Source organism: Kribbia dieselivorans NBRC 106261, from assembly GCF_001552435.1.
Lineage (GTDB): Bacteria > Actinomycetota > Actinomycetes > Actinomycetales > Dermatophilaceae > Kribbia > Kribbia dieselivorans.
Genome location: NZ_BCRE01000105.1, coordinates 1 through 17,739 on the forward strand (window position 1 = coordinate 1; position 17,739 = coordinate 17,739).

Sequence of the window (17,739 nt, forward strand, 5' to 3'; positions counted from 1 at the left end):
CCAGGGCGGTGGCGGCCGGCAGCGCTCCGGCCAGGGCCAGGATCGCGGCGGCGCCAACCCGAACCGCGGTGCGGCCGGCGGCGCTCGAGGACGGGTGGGGCAGGTGGTGTCGAGGCATCACACTCCTGATCTTCGCGCCTCGGGCCGAGTTTCGCGACCAAGGGGCCGATTCCGGGATGGTGTCGTGACGCCGCAGAATCCGCGAACGCCGACCTGACCCACGAAACCGGCGGTAGCGTCGGTGGTCATGAGCGCGCCGACTGCCGTGCACCCCAGTGCCTTCGTCGGGCCCGGGGTCGAACTGGGGGTCGGCGTCGTGGTCGGCCCACTGGCGGTCCTGCTCGGGCCGACGACGATCGGCGACTTCGTGCGGATCGGACCGGGGGCGCATGTCGGTGGAGCGCCGGAGATTGCCTCGGTCCGCCAGAACAACGCGTGGGACGGCGACCTGGATCACCACGAGATCCGGATCGGCACACACACGAATCTGCGCGATGGCGTCGTCGTCCATCACGGCAGCCGACGCCCCACGCTCATCGGTGAATCGTGCCAGTTGTTCAGCCGCGCCTATGTCGCCCACGACGTCCAGGTTGGAGACGGGGTGACCCTGTCGGGTGGGGTCAGCGTGGGTGGGCACGCGACCATCGGCGACGGAGCCAACCTCGGCTTGAACGCGTGCGTGCACCAGTTCCGCTCGATCGGACCGGGGGCCATGGTGGGGATGGGCACCCCGGTGACCCGCGACCTGCCCCCGTTCTCCCTGGTGTTCGGCACCCCGCCGCGACTGCACGGCGTGAACCGGGTGGGGATGACGCGCGCAGGGGTGCACGAGGCGACCATCGAGCGGGTCGAGGCATGGCTGATGGCGGGCGCGGCTGCGGAGGCGCGCGAGGTGCTGGACGTGGACGACGTCACCGGAGTCGTCGGCGCGGCCCTGGCCTGGTGGCGGGATCTGCCGGAACGAGACTCCGTCACCGTGGCGGCGAGGGCCCGGTCATGAGCGGTCTGCTGCTCGTGGCGGCCAGCGGCCTGGCGCGCGAGACGGCCGCGGCGGCCCGGGCCACAGGGGTCGAGGTGTTCGGGTGCCTGGACGACGACGAGGGGCTGTGGGGGAGTGAGGTGGCCGCGGGGCTGCCGGTACTGGGCCCGCCGATGGAGGCGATGGACCACCCCGACGCCGCGCTGGTCGTCTGCGCCGGGAAGGGCGTCACACGGGCGCGACTGGTCGAACGACTCTCCGCCCAGGGGGTCGGTCTGGACAGGTATGCCACGGTCGTCCATCCCTCGGCCGCGCTGGAGGAGCCTGAGGCGATTGGCGCCGGGTCCATCGTGCTGGCCGGGTGCGTGTTCACCGCCGACGTGACCGTGGGGCGCCACGTCGTGTGCATGCCCACGGCCGTGGTGACCCACGACTGCGCGCTCGGCGCGTTCGCCACGCTCTGCGCCGGGGTCGTCCTGGGCGGCGGTGTGACGGTGCATCGGGAGGCCTATGTCGGGATGGGGGCGAGCGTCCGCGAAGGAGTGTCGATCGGTGTGGGAGCGACCATCGGCATGGGTTCGGTCGTGCTGCGGGACGTGCCGGCGGGAGAAACCTGGGCGGGTGTGCCGGCTCGACGCCTGTCCTGACGTCGCGTTCATTATCATGCCAGTGGCTGAATGTGGGGTTTGAGCCACCGGTTTGGGCGTTTTTTTTCGTGTTGTTCTCCGGTAATCGGGGTGGCGTGGCCGACGCGGTCCTATGGTGAAACGTCTGGGCCGATGGCCGTCCCAGGGTGGGGAGCGTCATGCGCCGTTCACACAGTGTCGTCAGAATGCTCATGGGAACCGTCATCACGGTCATCGTGATCGCCGCGATGCTGGTCGCTCCACGGGCGTCGGCCGCGACGGACCCGTGCGCTGGCCTGAGCGCGGTCGCCTGTGAGAACCTCAAACCCGGTGCCCCGCGCTCGGAGTGGGACGGCCAGAACGGGGCGGGGGATCCTTCGATCCAGGGCTTCGCCACGGACATGTCGGTCAACCGCGGGCAGCGGGTCGGCTTCAAGATCGACACCAACGCCTCGGCCTACACCGTCGGCATCTACCGGCTGGGGTGGTACTCCGGCCCGAACCATGGCGCCCGCCGGGTCGCGACCATCAGCCCCTCGACCGCGCTGCCGCAGCGACAGCCCACCTGTCTGACCCAGGCCGCGACCAACCTCGTCGACTGCGGCAACTGGGGGCTGTCCGCCTTCTGGGACGTCCCGGCCGATGCCGTCTCCGGGATCTACCTCGCCGTCCTCAAACGCACCGACACCGGTGGGCAGAGCCAGATCACGTTCGTGGTCCGCGACGACCTGAGCACCTCCGACCTCGTCTTCCAGACCGCGGACACCACATGGCAGGCGTACAACACCTACGGTGGCGCCAACTTCTACGGCGGCGTGAACGGACGCGCCATGAAACTCAGTTACAACCGACCCTTCTCCACGCGATCGGGTACCACGGAACGCGACTTCCTCTTCGCCAACGAGTTCCCGATGCTCCTGTTCCTCGAGCGCAACGGCTACGACCTCAGTTACATCAGTGGCATCGACACCGACCGTGCCGGGGCCCTGCTGCGCAATCACCGGACCTTCCTGTCCGTGGGACATGACGAATACTGGTCCGGGCGCCAGCGCACGAACGTCGAAGGCGCTCGCGATGCGGGGGTCAACCTGGCCTTCTTCTCCGGCAACGACGTCTACTGGAAGACCCGGTGGGAGCCGAGTATCGACGGCACCAACACCGCCAACCGCACCTTGGTCTGCTACAAGGAGACGTGGGACAACGCCGCCACCGACCCGTCCTCGGCGTGGACCGGCACGTGGCGGGACCCGCGGTTCAGCCCGCCCAAGGACGGCGGCCGCCCGGAGAACGCCCTGATCGGCACCGCCTACATGTCGAACAACACCGACCTGCCGATCACGGTCTCGGCCGCGGAGGGGAAGCAGCGGATCTGGCGCAACACGGCCGCCGCGACCCAGTCGACAGGCGGCAGTCTCCAGTTGGCGCCGCACACCGTCGGCTACGAGTCCAACGAGGATCTCGACAACGGGTTCCGGCCGGCCGGCCTGATCCGGATGTCGACGACGACCGGAGATGCGCCCGAGTACCTCCAGGACTTCGGCAACACCACCGCTCCCGGGACGACGACGCATCACATCACCATGTACAAGGCCGCCAGTGGCGCCAAGGTCTTCTCGGCCGGCACGATCCGGTGGTCCTGGGGGCTGTCGGACGACCATGACATCCTCGGTCCTTCGCCCAGCGCGGTCATGCAACAGGCCACGATCAACCTCCTCGCCGACCAGGCTGCGCAGCCCACGACGCTCATGGCCGGGATGGTCGCGGCCTCGGCCCCGTCCGACACGGCAGGGCCCACCGCGACGATCACGTCCCCGGCCGCCGGGGCGAGCATCGCCAACGGGACGAAGGTGACCGCCACGGGCACGGCGACGGACAGCGGAGGCGTCGTGGCGGGGGTCGAGGTCTCCACCGACGGCGGATCGACCTGGCACCCGGCCGGCGGCACCACGGCGTGGACGTATACCTACATCCAGAGTGGTTCGGGGGCGGTCGACCTGCGGGTCCGGGCGACCGATGACAGCCTGAACACCGGCGCGGTGACGACGCGCAGCGTCACCGTCAGTTGCCCGTGCTCCCTCTTCGGCGCCCAGACCCCCAAGAAGACCGACTCCGGTGACTCATCCGCGGTCGAGCTGGGAGTGCGGTTCTCACCGAACGTCAGCGGCGAAGTCACCGGCGTGCGCTTCTACAAGAGTTCGGCCAACACCGGCACCCACACGGGCACGCTGTGGTCATCCACCGGTACCCAACTCGCCACGGGCACATTCACGGGTGAGACGGCGACCGGTTGGCAGACCCTCAGGTTCGATGCTCCCGTGCCGGTCAGCGCCACCACTGAGTACGTCGTCTCGTACTTCGCGCCGAACGGTCGATATTCCGCCGACGCCAACTACTTCACCGCGCGGAGCCAGACAAGCCCACCGCTCACGGCTCCGGCGGCCACCGCGAGCGCCGGGCAGGGTGTGTTCGCCGGCAGCCACCGGTTCCCCACGAACTCCTACGGCAACACGAACTACTGGGTCGATGTGCTCTTCGACGATCGTGACCTCACGGCGCCGACCGTCGGGGGGCTCCAGCCCGTTTCGAACTCCACCAGCGTTGCGCCGACCGTCGCGCCGTCGGCCGTGTTCAGCGAGCCGGTCGACCCCGCCTCGGTGCGGATGTCGGTGACCCCCGCGGGCGGCACTGCCGTGGCCGGCAGTACAGGTTATGACGCTGCCACGCGTCGGGCCACGTTCACCCCCGGGGCCGCCTTGGACCGTGGCGCGACCTATACCGCCTCCGTGCGGGGCACCGATCTGGCCGGCAACGCCATGGCGGCCCCGGTGACGTGGTCGTTCAAGATCGCCGTGACCGATCCCGTACCGGGGCAGTGCCCGTGCAGCATCTGGAAGGACTCCGATGCTCCGGCCACGCCCAGTGTCTCCGACGCGGCCAACGTCGAACTCGGGGTGAGGTTCACCGCCGATGTCGACGGCCAGATCGACGGAGTGAAGTTCTACAAGGGTCCGCAGAACACCGGCACACACACGGGTTCCCTCTGGACCCCCTCAGGTCAGTTGCTGGCCAGTGCCACGTTCACGGGTGAGACCTCCAGCGGCTGGCAGACCGTGATGTTCACCGCGCCGGTGGCCGTGACCGCCGGCACGACCTATGTCGCCTCGTACCGCGCTCCGCAAGGGGGATACTCGGCGACGAGTGCAGGTCTGGCCAGCGCGGTGGATTCACCGCCACTGCACGCCACGGGTGGGGCGTACCTCTACGGCGGTGGGTTCCCGTCGCAGTCCTCCTCCACCAACTACTGGGTCGATGTCGTCTATGACGCGACCGACGTCGCTCCCACGGTCAATCGCACGAGCCCCGGGAAGGACGCCACGAGCGTCAACCCGAGTGCCGCGATCAGCGCGACCCTCGATGGCTTCGTTCGCAGCGGAAGCGCGAAGGTGACCCTGACCGGTCCCTCGGGTGACGTCAGCGGCACCACCTCGTGGGACGCCACGGCCAGAACCGTCACGCTGACTCCCGCTGCGGCCCTCGCGCAGGGCGTGACCTACACCGCGACGGTCAGCGGCGCGACCTCCTTCAGCGGGCAGGTCATGACCCCGAGGTCGTGGAGCTTCCGTGTCGTCGGGCCGAACGCCTGCCCCTGCGGCCTGTTCGACAGCACCGCGAGGCCGGCGATCATCGACGCCGGGGATGCGAAGGCCGTCACCCTCGGCACCCGCTTCTCGACGACGATTCCCGGTTACGTGACCGGAGTGCGGTTCTACAAGGCCTCCACGAACACCGGTACCCACACCGGATACCTCTGGGACGACACCGGCGCACAAGTGGCCACGGTGACCTTCACCAATGAGACGGCCAGTGGATGGCAGTCGGCGCGGTTCGCGCAGCCCGTTCAGTTGACCGTGGGCCGGACGTACACGATCGGCTACCACGCCCCGAACGGCAACTACTCGGCCACCGGCGCCTTCTTCGCCTCGCCGTGGGACAACGTCGTGCTCACCGCGCCCGTCGCCGCGGGCGTCTATTCATACGGAGCGCCCGAACGACCGACGAGTTCCTACAACAACGGGAACTACTGGGTCGACGCGGTGTTCGCGACGGGCACGGCGCCGGATACGACACCACCGACGGTCGCCGCGTCGACCCCGGTGGATGGCGCCACGAGCGTGCCGGTCGATGCTCCGCTCACGGCCACGTTCGACGAGGCCATCGATCCGGCCACGCTGCAGGCGACCCTCACGAGGTCGGGCACGACCGTCTCCGGGGCGACGGCCTACGACAACACGGCCAAGCGGGTCACGTTCACCCCGAGCGCCAGCCTGGCCCGAGGAACGGGCTACGCCCTGTCCGTCAAGGCCACCGACACCAGCGGCAACGCGATGGCTGCGTCCACGACGATCGGCTTCACCACGGTCAAACCCGACCCGACGCCGGGTGTGTGCCCCTGTGGTCTGTGGACCGATGCGACCCAACCCAACGTGCTCGCGGCATCGGACGCGAAGTCCGTGGAGGTGGGCATGGCGTTCTCGCCCGACACCGATGGTCGGGTGACTGGAGTGCGGTTCTTCAAGGCCCCGACGAACACGGGCACACACACCGGTTCCCTGTGGTCGGCCGGTGGGCAGCGACTGGCCACCGCGACGTTCACGCAGGAGTCGGCCAGTGGCTGGCAGACGGTCATCTTCGCCACGCCGGTCCAGGTCACCGCGGGGTCGACCTACACGGTGTCCTACCAGGCACCCAACGGGCGGTACAGCTACACGTTGGGTGCGCTCGGCACAGCCCGCGACGTGCCGCCGTTGCACTCCCCGGCGCAGGCGGGGCGCTACGTCTACGGCACCGGCTGGCCCGGTCAGGTCGTCGGCACGAGTTACCTCGTCGACGTCGTCTTCGATCGGTGACCGACCGTGCCGGCACCGGATTCCCCGGTTCGGCCACGCGCCGCGTCGAAGTGGGGTTCCATGGTTGCAAGGCGCTGTGGCACAGATCACATCACAGGCTAGTGCATGGGGAGCGTCGTGCGGTCCCATGGAGGAGGCAGATATGACCCTGCAGGTGGCGGTCATCGGCGCGGGGTACTGGGGCCCGAATCTGGTGCGCAACTTCTTGGCGTCACCGCAGTGGCGACTGGCGGCCGTGTGCGACCTGGACGAGGTGCGAGCGCGCGCGGTGGTCGGGGGCACGGTGGGGGAGAACTCGGTCGACATCGAGACCTCGCTGGAACGCCTGCTCGCCCGCGACGACCTCGACGCGGTGGCGATCGCGACGCCCGCCCACTCCCACCACGGCATCGTCATGGCGGCGCTCGCGGCGGGCAAGCACGTCGTCGTGGAGAAGCCGTTGGCCTCCTCCACCCTGGAGGCCGACGAGATGATCGCGGCGGCCCGCGATGCCGAGCGCGTCCTGATGTGTGACCACACGTATTGCTACACCCCGGTCGTCCGGCGCATCCGCGAGGCCATCCACTCCGGCGAGATCGGTGACGTGCTGTTCGTCGACTCCATCCGGATCAACCTCGGCTTGGTCCAGCCCGACGTCAACGTCCTGTGGGACCTGGCCCCCCACGACCTGTCCATCCTCGACTTCATCCTGCCCGGTGGCCTGCGCCCCGAGGTCGTGGCCGCACACGGCGCCGATCCCATCGGCGCCGGGCGCGCCTGCGTCGGATACCTGACGATGCCACTGCCCGACGGGGCGATGGCCCACGTGCACGTCAACTGGCTCAGCCCAACGAAGATCCGGCAAATGGTCGTCGGAGGGACGAAGCGCACGTTGGTCTGGGACGACCAGAACCCGCAGCAGCGCTTGAGCATCTACGACCGCGGCATCGACGTCGACCTCACTGCGCGCACCGCCGACATGTCCGATCGCCGGGCCGCCGGGGTGAGTTATCGGCTCGGGGACATGTACGCCCCCGCGCTCCCGGAGCGGGAGGCGCTCGCGGCCATGGTGACCGAGTTCGCCGCGGCCATCAGCGAGCAGCGCCCGCCGCTGACCGACGGGTTGGGCGGCCGGCGTGTGCTGTCGGTGCTCGAGGCCGCCACCCGCAGCCTCGACGGTGGTGGACGGTTGGCCGATGTGCCCCCGACGCCGCCGGTGGCCCACTGGGCCGACTCGTCGACGGTCGTGGCGTCATGACCGCACTGGCCGGCGCCCGGGCCCTGGTCACCGGAGGCGCCGGCACGGTCGGTTCGCACCTCGTCGACCACCTGTTGGCCGCCGGGGTCGCCCATGTCGACGTGCTCGACAACCTCGTCCGGGGCCGGCGCGCCAACCTGGCCGAGGCCATGGCCCACGGCCACGTGCACCTGATCGAGGGGGACATCCGCGACCGCGACCTCCTCCACGACCTGTGCCTCGGGGTGGACCTCGTCTTCCACCAGGCCGCCATCCGCATCACCCAATGTGCCGAAGAGCCACGGCTCGCCCTCGAGGTGCTCGTCGACGGCACGTTCAACGTCATCGAGGCCGCGGCGGAGTCCGGTGCCGACAAACTCGTGTTCGCCTCATCGGCCTCGGTGTACGGGCTGGCCGAGCAATTCCCCACCCCCGAGAGCCACCACCCCTACGACAACGACACGATGTACGGCGCGGCCAAGACGTTCAACGAGGGGATGGCGCGCAGCTTCCGGGCGATGCGCGGGCTCGACTATGTCGGGTTGCGGTACTTCAACGTCTACGGCCCGCGGATGGATGTGCACGGGCTCTACACCGAGGTGCTCGTGCGGTGGATGGAGCGCATCGCGGACGGAGCGCCACCCCTGATCTTCGGCGACGGCACCCAGACGATGGACTTCGTCTTCACCCGCGACATCGCCCGGGCCAACGTGCTGGCCGCCGGCAGCGACGTCGTCGAGGGCATCTACAACGTCGCCCGCGGCGAGGAGACCAGCCTGCTGGAGTTGGCCCAGACCCTGCTGCGCGTCATGGGCTCCGACCTCGGCGTCGAGCACGCGCCGGCGCGCGAGATCAACGGCGTGACCCGTCGCTTGGCCGACACCTCCGCGGCCCGCCGCGATCTTGGGTTCGTCGCCGAGGTCGGGCTCGAGGAGGGACTGCGTGAGCTGGTCGAATGGTGGCGCCCGCTGCGCTCCGAGATTGCGGCCGGGCGCAACGTCGCGAGCCGGAGCGCGGTGGCGACGTGAGTCGCATCAACGTCATGAAGCCGTGGCTCGGCGCGGCGGAGATCGAGGCCGTCGCCGCGGTGATCGAGTCCGGGTGGGTGGCCCAGGGGCCGAGGGTGGCCGAGTTCGAGTCCGCGTTCGCCGCCCGGATGCAGGCCGAGCACGCGGTCGCGACGACGAGTTGCACCACTGCGCTCCACCTCGCCCTCGTCGTGGCCGGAGTCTCGCGCGGAGACGAGGTCGTCGTCCCCTCGTTGTCGTTCATCGCCACGGCGAACGTCGTGCGGTACGTGGGGGCGACCCCGGTCTTCGCGGACGTGGATCCAATGACCGGGAACGTCACCGCGGACACCGTCAAGACCGTGCTCACCGACCGCACGACCGCAGTTATCGTCGTCGACCAGGGCGGGGTTCCGGTCGATCTCGATCCGGTGCGGGCGCTTTGCGATCCGCTCGGGATCGTCGTGGTCGAGGATGCCGCGTGCGGTGCCGGGTCGACCTATCGTGATCGCCCGGTGGGTGTCGGAGCGCCGATCGCGGCCTGGTCGTTCCACCCGCGCAAACTCCTCACGACCGGCGAGGGCGGCATGCTGACCACCAGTGAGGCGGAGTGGGCAGATCGTGCCCGCCGACTGCGTGAGCATGCCATGAGCGTGAGTGCCGCGGATCGTCACCGCAGCGTGCTACCGCCCGCCGAGGTCTACGACGAGGTCGGCTTCAACTACCGGATGACGGACCTGCAGGCCGCGGTCGGGATCGTGCAGTTGGGGCGCCTCGACGAGATCGTGGCCCGGCGGCGGGAACTGGCCGACCGGTATCGGGCGGCTCTGCACGGCGCTCCGGGGCTGCGGTGTGTCGAGGACCCGGAATTCGGCACCTCCAACGTCCAGTCGTTCTGGGTTGAGGTCACTCCGGAGCACCCGCTGGGTCGCGATGGCGTGTTGGCGACCTTGGCCGACGCCGAGATCTCGGCACGCCGCGGCATCATGGCCGCGCACCGCCAGCCCGCCTATGCGGGAGTCGAGCACGCGCCGCTGCCCGTGACCGACCGATTGACCGACCAGACGCTGATCCTGCCGCTGTACCACGAGATGACGCCGGGCGATCAGGACCGAGTCATCGCGGCGCTGAGGGACACGGGACGATGACCATGGGTGTTCAATGGCCCCGGTGGGGCGAGCGACCGGCCACCGTGACGGTGGTCATCCCGTGCTACAACTACGGGCACTTCCTGCCCGAGGCCGTCGCCAGCGTGCTGGAGCAACCCGGCGTCGAGGTGGACGTCATCATCGTCGATGACGCCTCGACCGACGACAGCGCGGACGTGGCACACCGCCTGGCCGCGGCAGACCCGAGGGTGCGGGTCCTCGTCAATGAGCGCAATCTGCGGCATATCCGCACCTACAACCGGGGGCTGAGGGAGGCCACCGGGGAGTTCGTCATGCTGCTCTCCAGCGACGACGTCCTGACGCCGGGGGCACTGGCTCGGGCCGTGAACCTCATGGTGGCCAATCCTCGCGTCGGATTCGTCTATGGCCACCCGGTCTCCTTCGAGGAGACCCCGCCGCGGGCGGGTCGCGGCCCGTTCACCTGGACGGTGGTCCGCGGGCGCCAGTGGCGAGCCCTGACCTGTTGGCGAGGGCGGAACTTCATCCTGAGCCCCGAAGTCGTGATGCGTACGGCTGCACTGCGGGATGTGGGCTACTTCAACGAGGCCGCGCCGCATGCCGGCGACCTCGAACTTTGGCTTCGTCTGTCCCTCGACTGGGACGTCGGTCGGGTGAACGGACGGTCCGCGGCCTTCTATCGCGTCCATGCGGACAACATGCACGTGACCACGTTCGATGTCCTCAACTCGATGGTGGTCGACCTCGAACATCGCCGGGCGGCGTTCGGTGTGCTGGTCGGGCCGGACCCCGCCGGACTGCGACGGGCGCGACGAGGGCTGGCCAGGGAAGCGATGCTCCTGGCCCAGCGGGGGCTGGACGCGGGCGGCACGACGGAGGCTGCCGTGCGCCTGACCGAGTTCGCGAAGGAGACCTGGCCCGAGGCCACGAGTGACCGGAGGTACGCGGGGATCCGTCGGCGGCTCACCGATCGGGCCGAGCACCGGGTGCGAGCCGCCGACCGCGCCGTCGAGGTCCTGCGGGTCGGGCTCGACCGGCTTCGTTGGCAGGCCTGGCGGGCGGTGGGCATCTCGTGAGCCACGCCGATGTCATCCTGAGTCGCCAAGTCCGGGCGGGAGCGGTCTGGGGCGTGCTCAACATCGGGTTGTCTCGACTCATCCAGTTCGTCACCACCATCGTCGTGGCGAGGATCGTCGCCCCCGACGACTTCGGCGCGTTGGCCGTCGCCCTCGCCGTCTCGACCATCGCCCTGAACATCAGCGAACTCGGCGCCACCGCCGCCATCGGTCGAGGAGACCGTGAGGTCGGCCCGATCGCGCCCACCGTGTACTCCATCGCGCTCGGGACCAGCGCCATGCTGACCGCCCTCGTCTGGGTGACCGCCGCCCCCCTCGCGGGTGTGATGAATCAGCCTTCGGCCACCGACGCCATTCGCGTGATGTCGCTGACGATCCTCCTGGCCGGACTGTGCTCCGTGCCGTCGGCGGTGGTGTGGCGCGACTACCAGCAGCGCAACCGCCTCATCATCGACGTGACCGGGTCGGTGGTCACCTTGATCGTCGTGATCCCCATGGCCATGAGCGGATGGGGAGTCATGGCACTGGCCTGGTCCCGGGTCATCGGCGCCGCCGTGGCGGCACTCCTCTACATCGCCATGGCGGCACCGCGGTACCGGCCGGGATGGGATCCGACGGTGGCCCGCGAGGTGCTGCGTCTGGGCCTGCCGCTCGCCGCGGCCAACCTCGTGGTCTTCGTCACCCTCAACTTGGACTACGTCCTGCTCGGACGGTACGCCGGCCTGACCGAGGTGGGCATCTACCTCCTCGCGTTCAATCTGGCGGCCCTGCCCAGCAGCGTCCTGACCCAAATGATCCGCACCGTGGCGGTGCCGACCTTCGGCCGGTTGCATGCGGCCGGTCGCCTGGCCGAGATCGTGCCCTGGTCGATTCGGTCGATGGCGATCGTCGCCTTCCCCATCAGCGCCGTGCTCGCGGCGTTGGCCGAGCCACTGCTGACCATGTTGTACGGACCGCGATTCGCGGCCGGGGCGGTCGCCCTGGTGTGGTTGGCGTTCTTCGGCGCGGCCCGCGTGGTGACCGAGGTCCTCTCGGACGTGTGCCTCGGGGCCGGTCGGACCCGGATCATGTTCGGACTTCAGGTGCTGTGGTTGGTGGCGCTGCTCCCGACCCTCGTGGTGGCGATCCGGGCGCAGGGTGCCAGCGGGGCTGGCTGGGCACACCTTGTCGTGTGCGCGGGGATCATCCTGCCCGCCTACCTGGTCATCGTCGCGAGGGCGACGAAGGCTCGCTGGCCCGCCATGGCCCGGGCTGCGGTACCAGGGCTGATCGGTGCGGTCGCGGCCGGCCTCGTGGCCAGGTTGGTGGCCGACCGGATCGCCTCCGCCCCGCTCGCCGTGCTTGCGGGGGGCAGCGCCGGCGCGGTCGTCTATGTGCTGGTCGTGTGGCGGGAGCTGCGAGACCTGACGTCGTCGCTGATCACGTTGCGCAGTCCATCGGCAGGTCAACCCCAGGGGATGGCCTCATGAGCCCTGACCCCGTTCCGTTCGTCGACCTGGCCCTCCAGCATCGACGCATCGCCGACGAGGCTGCTGCGGCGATCCGGGAGGTCATCGACCGGGCCCAGTACACCCTCGGCCCCGACGTCGCCGACTTCGAGTCCGAGTTCGCCGCCTTCAGTGGGGTGGCCCATGCGGTGGGGGTGGCCAGCGGAACCGACGCCCTCGAACTGGCCCTGCGGGCCGCCGGCGTGCAGCCCGGTGACGAGGTGATCATCCCGGTCAACACCTTCGTCGCGACGGCGGAGGCCGTGGTTCGTGCCGGCGGACATGTGGTCGTGGCCGACTGCACCCCCGACCACCTCATCGACCCCGGCAGCGCCGCCCGGGCCCGGACCACCCGGACGCGGGCGGTCGTGGGGGTTCACCTGTATGGGCAGATGGCGCCGATGGAGACGCTCGAGGCGCACCTGCCCGGGGTGACCCTCGTCGAGGACGCGGCGCAGTCACAGGGGGCCACCCGGCATGGCCGACCCTCCGGATCCTGGGGGCTGGTCGCCGGCACGAGCTTCTACCCGGGCAAGAATCTCGGCGCCTTCGGAGACGGCGGTGCCGTGCTCACCGACGACGACGCCCTGGCCGAGACGGCACGCGCGCTGCGCAACCATGGCGGCATCCGGAAGTACGAGCACCGACTGATCGGGACCACCTCGCGGCTGGACACCATTCAAGCGGCCGTGTTGCGGATCCGACTCAAGGGACTGGACGCCGACAACGCTGAGCGGGAGCTGGCCGCCCGGCGGTATGCCGAGTTGCTCCGCGATGTCGATGGGGTCGACCTCCCGCAGGTGGCTGCGGGCAACACCCATGTCTGGCACCTGTTCGTCGTTGGGGTGGACCAGCGTGACCGGGTGCAGGCCGCGTTGGCCGACGCCGGAGTGGGCTGTGGGATCCACTATCCGCTGCCCATCCATCGGCTGCCGGCCTTCGCCGATCGGGTCATGGTGGCCCCAGGTGGTGTGACGCAGGCCGAGGCGGGCGCCGAGCGGATTCTCTCGCTGCCGATGTTCCCCGGGATCACCCCCGACCAGCAGGAGCGCGTCGCCGACGTCCTGCGCCGGGCGGTGGCACGGTGATGATGAGGAGCGTCGGACGGGGACGTGAGCTGGTTCGGATCGCCCGCACCGGGGGGTCGGCCGCGGTGACCCGGCGTCTGGTGCGTCGTGCGGGGCTGGCGTTGGGGACCGCGTCGCTGGAGTTTCCCCTGCTGCCCGGGGACGTCACCGACGCCGAGCGAGCCCAGGCCTGGGTGCCTGCGGAACGGTCGACGCCGTCCGAGTCCGGTGCGACCGTCGCGTGGGTCATGGCGCCGCCTGGCCCGGGTTCGGGCGGGCACACCACGATCTTTCGGATGATCGCCGCGCTCGAGGCGGCCGGGCACCGGTGCCTCATCGCCCTGTACGACCGATGGGGCGGACAGGTGTCCCGCCATGAACGCACCATCCGCGATCACTGGCCGCAGGTGCGAGCGCGCGTCCTGAGTCTGTCCGACCTGGTCGCGGGCGGGGGAGCAACCGTCAGTGTCGCGACCTCGTGGCCGACCGCCCACGCGATCGTCGCCCGTCACGTGCCCAGCCGCGCCAGGGCCTACTTCGTGCAGGACTTCGAGCCGTGGTTCCACCCCAAGGGCGCCGAGCAGGCCCTGGCCGAGGACACCTACCGCTTCGGCTTCAGCCTGCTGGCCCTCGGCGAGACGGTCGCGACGGCGCTGCGTGGCCTCGGTCTGGAGGCCACCTTGGTGACCTTCGGGTGTGACAGCAGCACCTACACCCTGACCAACCCGACCGGGCCGCGGGAGGGCGTCTCCTTCTATGCGCGTCGAACCGTGGCGCGTCGGGGCTACGAGTTGGGGGTGCTGGCGTTGGCGCGACTGCACGAACTCCGGCCGGACGTGCCGATCCACACGTACGGGGAAGCGCGGTTGACGTTGCCGTTCCCCCAGGTGGAGCACGGTCTCCTCAGCCCGGCCGAGCTCGCCGACCTGCACAACGCCACCGTGGCGGGGTTGGCGCTCTCCTTCACGAACATCTCCCTGCTGCCCGACGAGATGCTGGCGGCGGGTGCCTGCCCGGTGGTCAACGACTGCGCCGAGTCCCGAGCCGGGCTCCCGCATCAACGGGTGGCATTCGCGCCACCGACTCCCACCGGACTCGCGGCAGCCCTGATCGAACAGGTGGACCACCCGGCGGACCCCACCACCCTCGCGGCTTCGGCACGAGGCGAGGGGTGGGCGCCGGCCGCGAGGATCGTGACGGCGCAGATCGAGAGGCTCGCCGGGGTGAGGACCTGATGGAGGTCGCCGTGACCGTCGTCATGGTCACCTGGAACAGCGCGGACCACGTGGACGACGCCCTGACCAGCCTCCAGTCGGGTCTCACCGGGTTGTCGTGGCGGTTGGTGGTCGCCGACAACGCCTCGTCCGACGACACGATCGAACGGGTCCGCCGACGTGTTCCCGGTGCGACCGTCGTGCAGACGGGGTACAACGCCGGGTACTCCGCCGGGATCAATGCGGCCCTCGCGGTGGCTGGAGCATCGGCGGCCTACCTCGTTCTCAACCCCGACGTCATCGTGGGACCGGGCGCCATCGCAGCGCTGTCGAACGAACTGTCACGCCCCGGTGTCGGCATCGCCGTGCCCCTCATCCGCGATGAACGGGGGCAGGTGTCACCGTCCCTGCGACGCGACCCCACCGTCCTCCGGGCCATGGGCGAGGCGCTTCTGGGCGGATACCGCGCCGGTCGACTCCCTCGCCTGGGTGAGCTGGTCATCGACCCTGACGCGTACCGACATGCCACGAACGTTGATTGGGCCTCGGGAGCGGTGATGCTCATCTCGCACGCCTGCGCCCAGCGGGTGGGGCCGTGGGACGAATCGTTCCTGCTCTACTCGGAGGAGACGGACTTCGCCCTGCGTGCCCGGGATAGTGGCATTCTCATCCGGTTCTGCCCGGACGCCGCGGTCACCCACATCGGCGGTGACGCCCACGTCTCATCGGCCCTGTACCGATTGCTCGTTCACAATCGCGTCCGGCTCTTCCGGAAGCGACACGGGAGGGCTCGATCGGTGGGCTTCTGGATGGCCGTGACACTGAACGAGTTGCTGCGCTCCCACCGCCGGGTGAACCGGGCCGCGTTGCGCGCGCTGATGCGTCCGCTGACCCAGCCCGTGGTCCCGGGACTGGGGCAGCGATGACGACGCGGACGGTGCCGGGGAACACGCCCGGACGGGTCAGCACCGCGCGAACGACGGAGGAGGTCGAACGGCTGCGACCGCAGTGGCCGTCCGCCGACCTCGCGGACATCGATGCCGACATCGACTTCCTGCTGGCCGTCCTGCGCGGCATGGAGGGCACGTCGCGCCCTCACGTCGTGCGCATCGAGCGTGCGGGTCGGCCCGACCTCTGGGGGATCGCCCGGATCGAATCGATGGAGCAGCCGCTGCGCCTGGGCTACAGCGTGCTGGCCCGCCCCTCCCTGCGCGCCCTGGTCGTGTGTTTCGGCGGCATCCACGGCGCTGCCTCGGCCGAGGACGAGGGTCTGGTGTTGGCCGAACTCCTCAGGGAACTGCGCTCCGGCCATGCGGACCTGGTGCTGTTGCGCAACCTCGATGTGGCGGGCACCCTGCTCGCCACCGTGAGCCGGGCGGTCACATGGCCCGAGCGCTCCCACGGTCTGACGGAGACGGACCGGTGGGTGACCGACACGACCGGGACGTTGGTCGACATCCTGTCCGCTCACTCCGGCAAGTCCAGGCGGCGGATCCTGGGCAAGGACCGCGCCTTCGTCCGCGAGTTCGGCGACCGGCAACGCGTGCGCGTCTTCACGGAGCCGTCGGGGGCAGCACAGTTGCGTGCCGATATGGTCACCGTGGCCCAGCGGTCGTACCAGGAGCGGTTGGGCGCGGCCTACTCCGACTCCGTGCTCGAACGTGAACTGGTCACGACCGGTTTGGCTCAGGGATGGTTCCGCGCCTGGGTGCTCTACGTCGATGACCGCCCCGTGGCGTTCTGGTCCGGAACCGTCTTCAACGGGGTGTTCACCACGTGGTCGCCGGGATTCGACGAGGAGTACGCGCGACACGCGGTGGGTCGATTCACGATGTTCCGCATGATCGAGGACCTCTGCGCCTCGGCTGACGTCCACACCCTCGACCATGGCAGCGGTGACGCGCAGTACAAGCGGGAGTTCGGCAGGAGCGTCGGTCGGCACGTGGATGTCCATGTCGTTGCCCGCCGCCCGAGGCCGCTGGCGTTGAACGCGGCGATGGGCACGCTGGGCGTGATCAACACCCAAGGTCGTTCCGTCGCCGGCAACTCCGAGATCGGTCGCCGTGCCAAGCAGATGTGGCGAAAGCGGGGGCGCTCAGGGTGATTTCCCGCCGAGTGTGACCTCGGCCCCGGCCGTGGGCCCCTCCACCCAGATGTTGCCGATCCACTCGTTGCCATCGCCGGTTTCCCAGTGGGCCACCGCGCCGTAGTGTCCGCCGGTGGGGAAGAATCGGGTGGAGAACTTGTTGTCGGTCACCTTCACTCGGCTCGACGTCGCGGTGCCGGGCCGACCTTGGGGGCCGTAGATCACATAGCCACCACCGGCGATGAGATTGTCCTCCACCACGATTCGCGTGGCCGGTTGTGTTCCCACTCCGATGAAGACGGCGGAGGTCTGGGGATTCGGGTTGAGGATCGTATTGTGCCGGAGGGTGATTCCACTGTTCCCGGAGAACTCGACGCCATCGTTGTGGGCTCCGGGGAATGTGCCGAGATCGTGGATGAAGGAGTCCTCGAGCGACGATCCGTTGCCGATCTTGATGCCGTCGGGGCAACCGGACAGATCCAGTCGCCGGAAGGTCGAGTGGCCGGCGTTGTCGCCGATGCACGCCTGGCTCCGGCGATCACCGACGACGGTGACGTCCTCGATTTTCGTGCCGGTTCCCTCGATGAAGACGGCCCAATAGTCCGAGCTGCGTACCTTGACGTTCCGCACGGTGACGTCATCGGCCGAAATGACCAACGTGCCGGACACATCGAGGTCCTTCAGCGTCGAACCGTTCTGGGTCACCACCACACGTCCACGTCGCGGGGTCAGCGTGCCGCGGGCTCCGGTGGAGGTGCCGTCGGGATAACTCGAGACGTCGAAGGCCGGTGACGACACGGAGGGAGACGTCGCGTCGGGAGTGGCCGGCCGGCTGGCTCCGCTCGAGCACGCCGTCATCCCCGCGGCGGCCATCACCCCAGCCGTCATCCGGGTCACCGTGCCAACCCCTCGGTTCACCCCAGACCCCCTCGTTCATGAGCGGGCGT

At 69.6% G+C, this 17,739-nt stretch carries 13 protein-coding genes; 12 read left to right on the forward strand and 1 reads right to left on the reverse strand.

Features of this window, described 5'->3' with window-relative positions:
- Positions 1-247 precede the first annotated feature (247 nt).
- The 12 genes from KD1_RS09600 to KD1_RS09655 all read left to right on the forward strand — a co-directional run bounded on the left by KD1_RS09600 (position 248) and on the right by KD1_RS09655 (position 16,810).
- Positions 248-1,000: a DapH/DapD/GlmU-related protein gene (locus tag KD1_RS09600; protein WP_068401085.1), complete on the forward strand. Its 753-nt coding sequence runs from the start codon at positions 248-250 to the stop codon at positions 998-1,000.
- Positions 997-1,626 (forward strand): NeuD/PglB/VioB family sugar acetyltransferase, encoded by a 630-nt coding sequence (locus tag KD1_RS09605; protein WP_068401089.1) that lies wholly within the window; start codon positions 997-999, stop codon positions 1,624-1,626. Before KD1_RS09600 ends, KD1_RS09605 begins: the two co-directional genes overlap by 4 nt.
- A gap of 185 nt (positions 1,627-1,811) precedes the next feature.
- Positions 1,812-6,512 carry a DUF4082 domain-containing protein gene (locus KD1_RS09610; protein WP_157073268.1) on the forward strand — a complete coding sequence of 1,567 codons (4,701 nt, stop codon included), beginning with the start codon at positions 1,812-1,814 and terminating at the stop codon, positions 6,510-6,512.
- A gap of 142 nt (positions 6,513-6,654) precedes the next feature.
- Positions 6,655-7,749 carry a Gfo/Idh/MocA family protein gene (locus KD1_RS09615; protein ID WP_245627346.1) on the forward strand — a complete coding sequence of 365 codons (1,095 nt, stop codon included), beginning with the start codon at positions 6,655-6,657 and terminating at the stop codon, positions 7,747-7,749.
- Positions 7,746-8,756, forward strand: a complete 1,011-nt coding sequence (locus KD1_RS09620) for an NAD-dependent epimerase/dehydratase family protein (protein ID WP_068401104.1) — start codon at positions 7,746-7,748, stop codon at positions 8,754-8,756. The genes KD1_RS09615 and KD1_RS09620 overlap by 4 nt, the downstream gene beginning before the upstream one ends.
- Before the next feature lie 14 nt (positions 8,757-8,770).
- Positions 8,771-9,883: a DegT/DnrJ/EryC1/StrS family aminotransferase gene (locus KD1_RS09625; protein WP_068401147.1), complete on the forward strand. Its 1,113-nt coding sequence runs from the start codon at positions 8,771-8,773 to the stop codon at positions 9,881-9,883.
- Positions 9,880-10,938: a glycosyltransferase family 2 protein gene (locus KD1_RS09630; protein WP_083542328.1), complete on the forward strand. Its 1,059-nt coding sequence runs from the start codon at positions 9,880-9,882 to the stop codon at positions 10,936-10,938. The genes KD1_RS09625 and KD1_RS09630 overlap by 4 nt, the downstream gene beginning before the upstream one ends.
- A complete protein-coding gene (locus tag KD1_RS09635; RefSeq protein WP_068401110.1) occupies positions 10,935-12,407 on the forward strand; it encodes an oligosaccharide flippase family protein in 1,473 nt (490 codons plus the stop codon). The genes KD1_RS09630 and KD1_RS09635 overlap by 4 nt, the downstream gene beginning before the upstream one ends.
- Positions 12,404-13,513, forward strand: coding sequence for a DegT/DnrJ/EryC1/StrS family aminotransferase (locus tag KD1_RS09640; protein ID WP_068401113.1), 1,110 nt, complete (start codon positions 12,404-12,406; stop codon positions 13,511-13,513). Before KD1_RS09635 ends, KD1_RS09640 begins: the two co-directional genes overlap by 4 nt.
- 65 nt (positions 13,514-13,578) lie before the next feature.
- Positions 13,579-14,727 (forward strand): rhamnosyltransferase WsaF family glycosyltransferase, encoded by a 1,149-nt coding sequence (locus tag KD1_RS09645; protein WP_157073269.1) that lies wholly within the window; start codon positions 13,579-13,581, stop codon positions 14,725-14,727.
- Entirely contained in the window at positions 14,727-15,632 is a 906-nt protein-coding gene (locus KD1_RS09650; protein WP_068401150.1) for a glycosyltransferase family 2 protein, read from the forward strand. The genes KD1_RS09645 and KD1_RS09650 overlap by 1 nt, the downstream gene beginning before the upstream one ends.
- On the forward strand, positions 15,629-16,810 hold the full coding sequence (locus tag KD1_RS09655) for a GNAT family N-acetyltransferase (RefSeq protein ID WP_068401118.1): 1,182 nt from the start codon (positions 15,629-15,631) through the stop codon (positions 16,808-16,810). The genes KD1_RS09650 and KD1_RS09655 overlap by 4 nt, the downstream gene beginning before the upstream one ends.
- Here the strand turns inward: KD1_RS09655 and KD1_RS09660 are convergent.
- Complete coding sequence (locus KD1_RS09660) at positions 16,802-17,680, reverse strand: right-handed parallel beta-helix repeat-containing protein (RefSeq protein WP_083542330.1); 879 nt, start codon at positions 17,678-17,680, stop codon at positions 16,802-16,804. The genes KD1_RS09655 and KD1_RS09660 overlap by 9 nt on opposite strands.
- Positions 17,681-17,739: the final 59 nt, after the last annotated feature.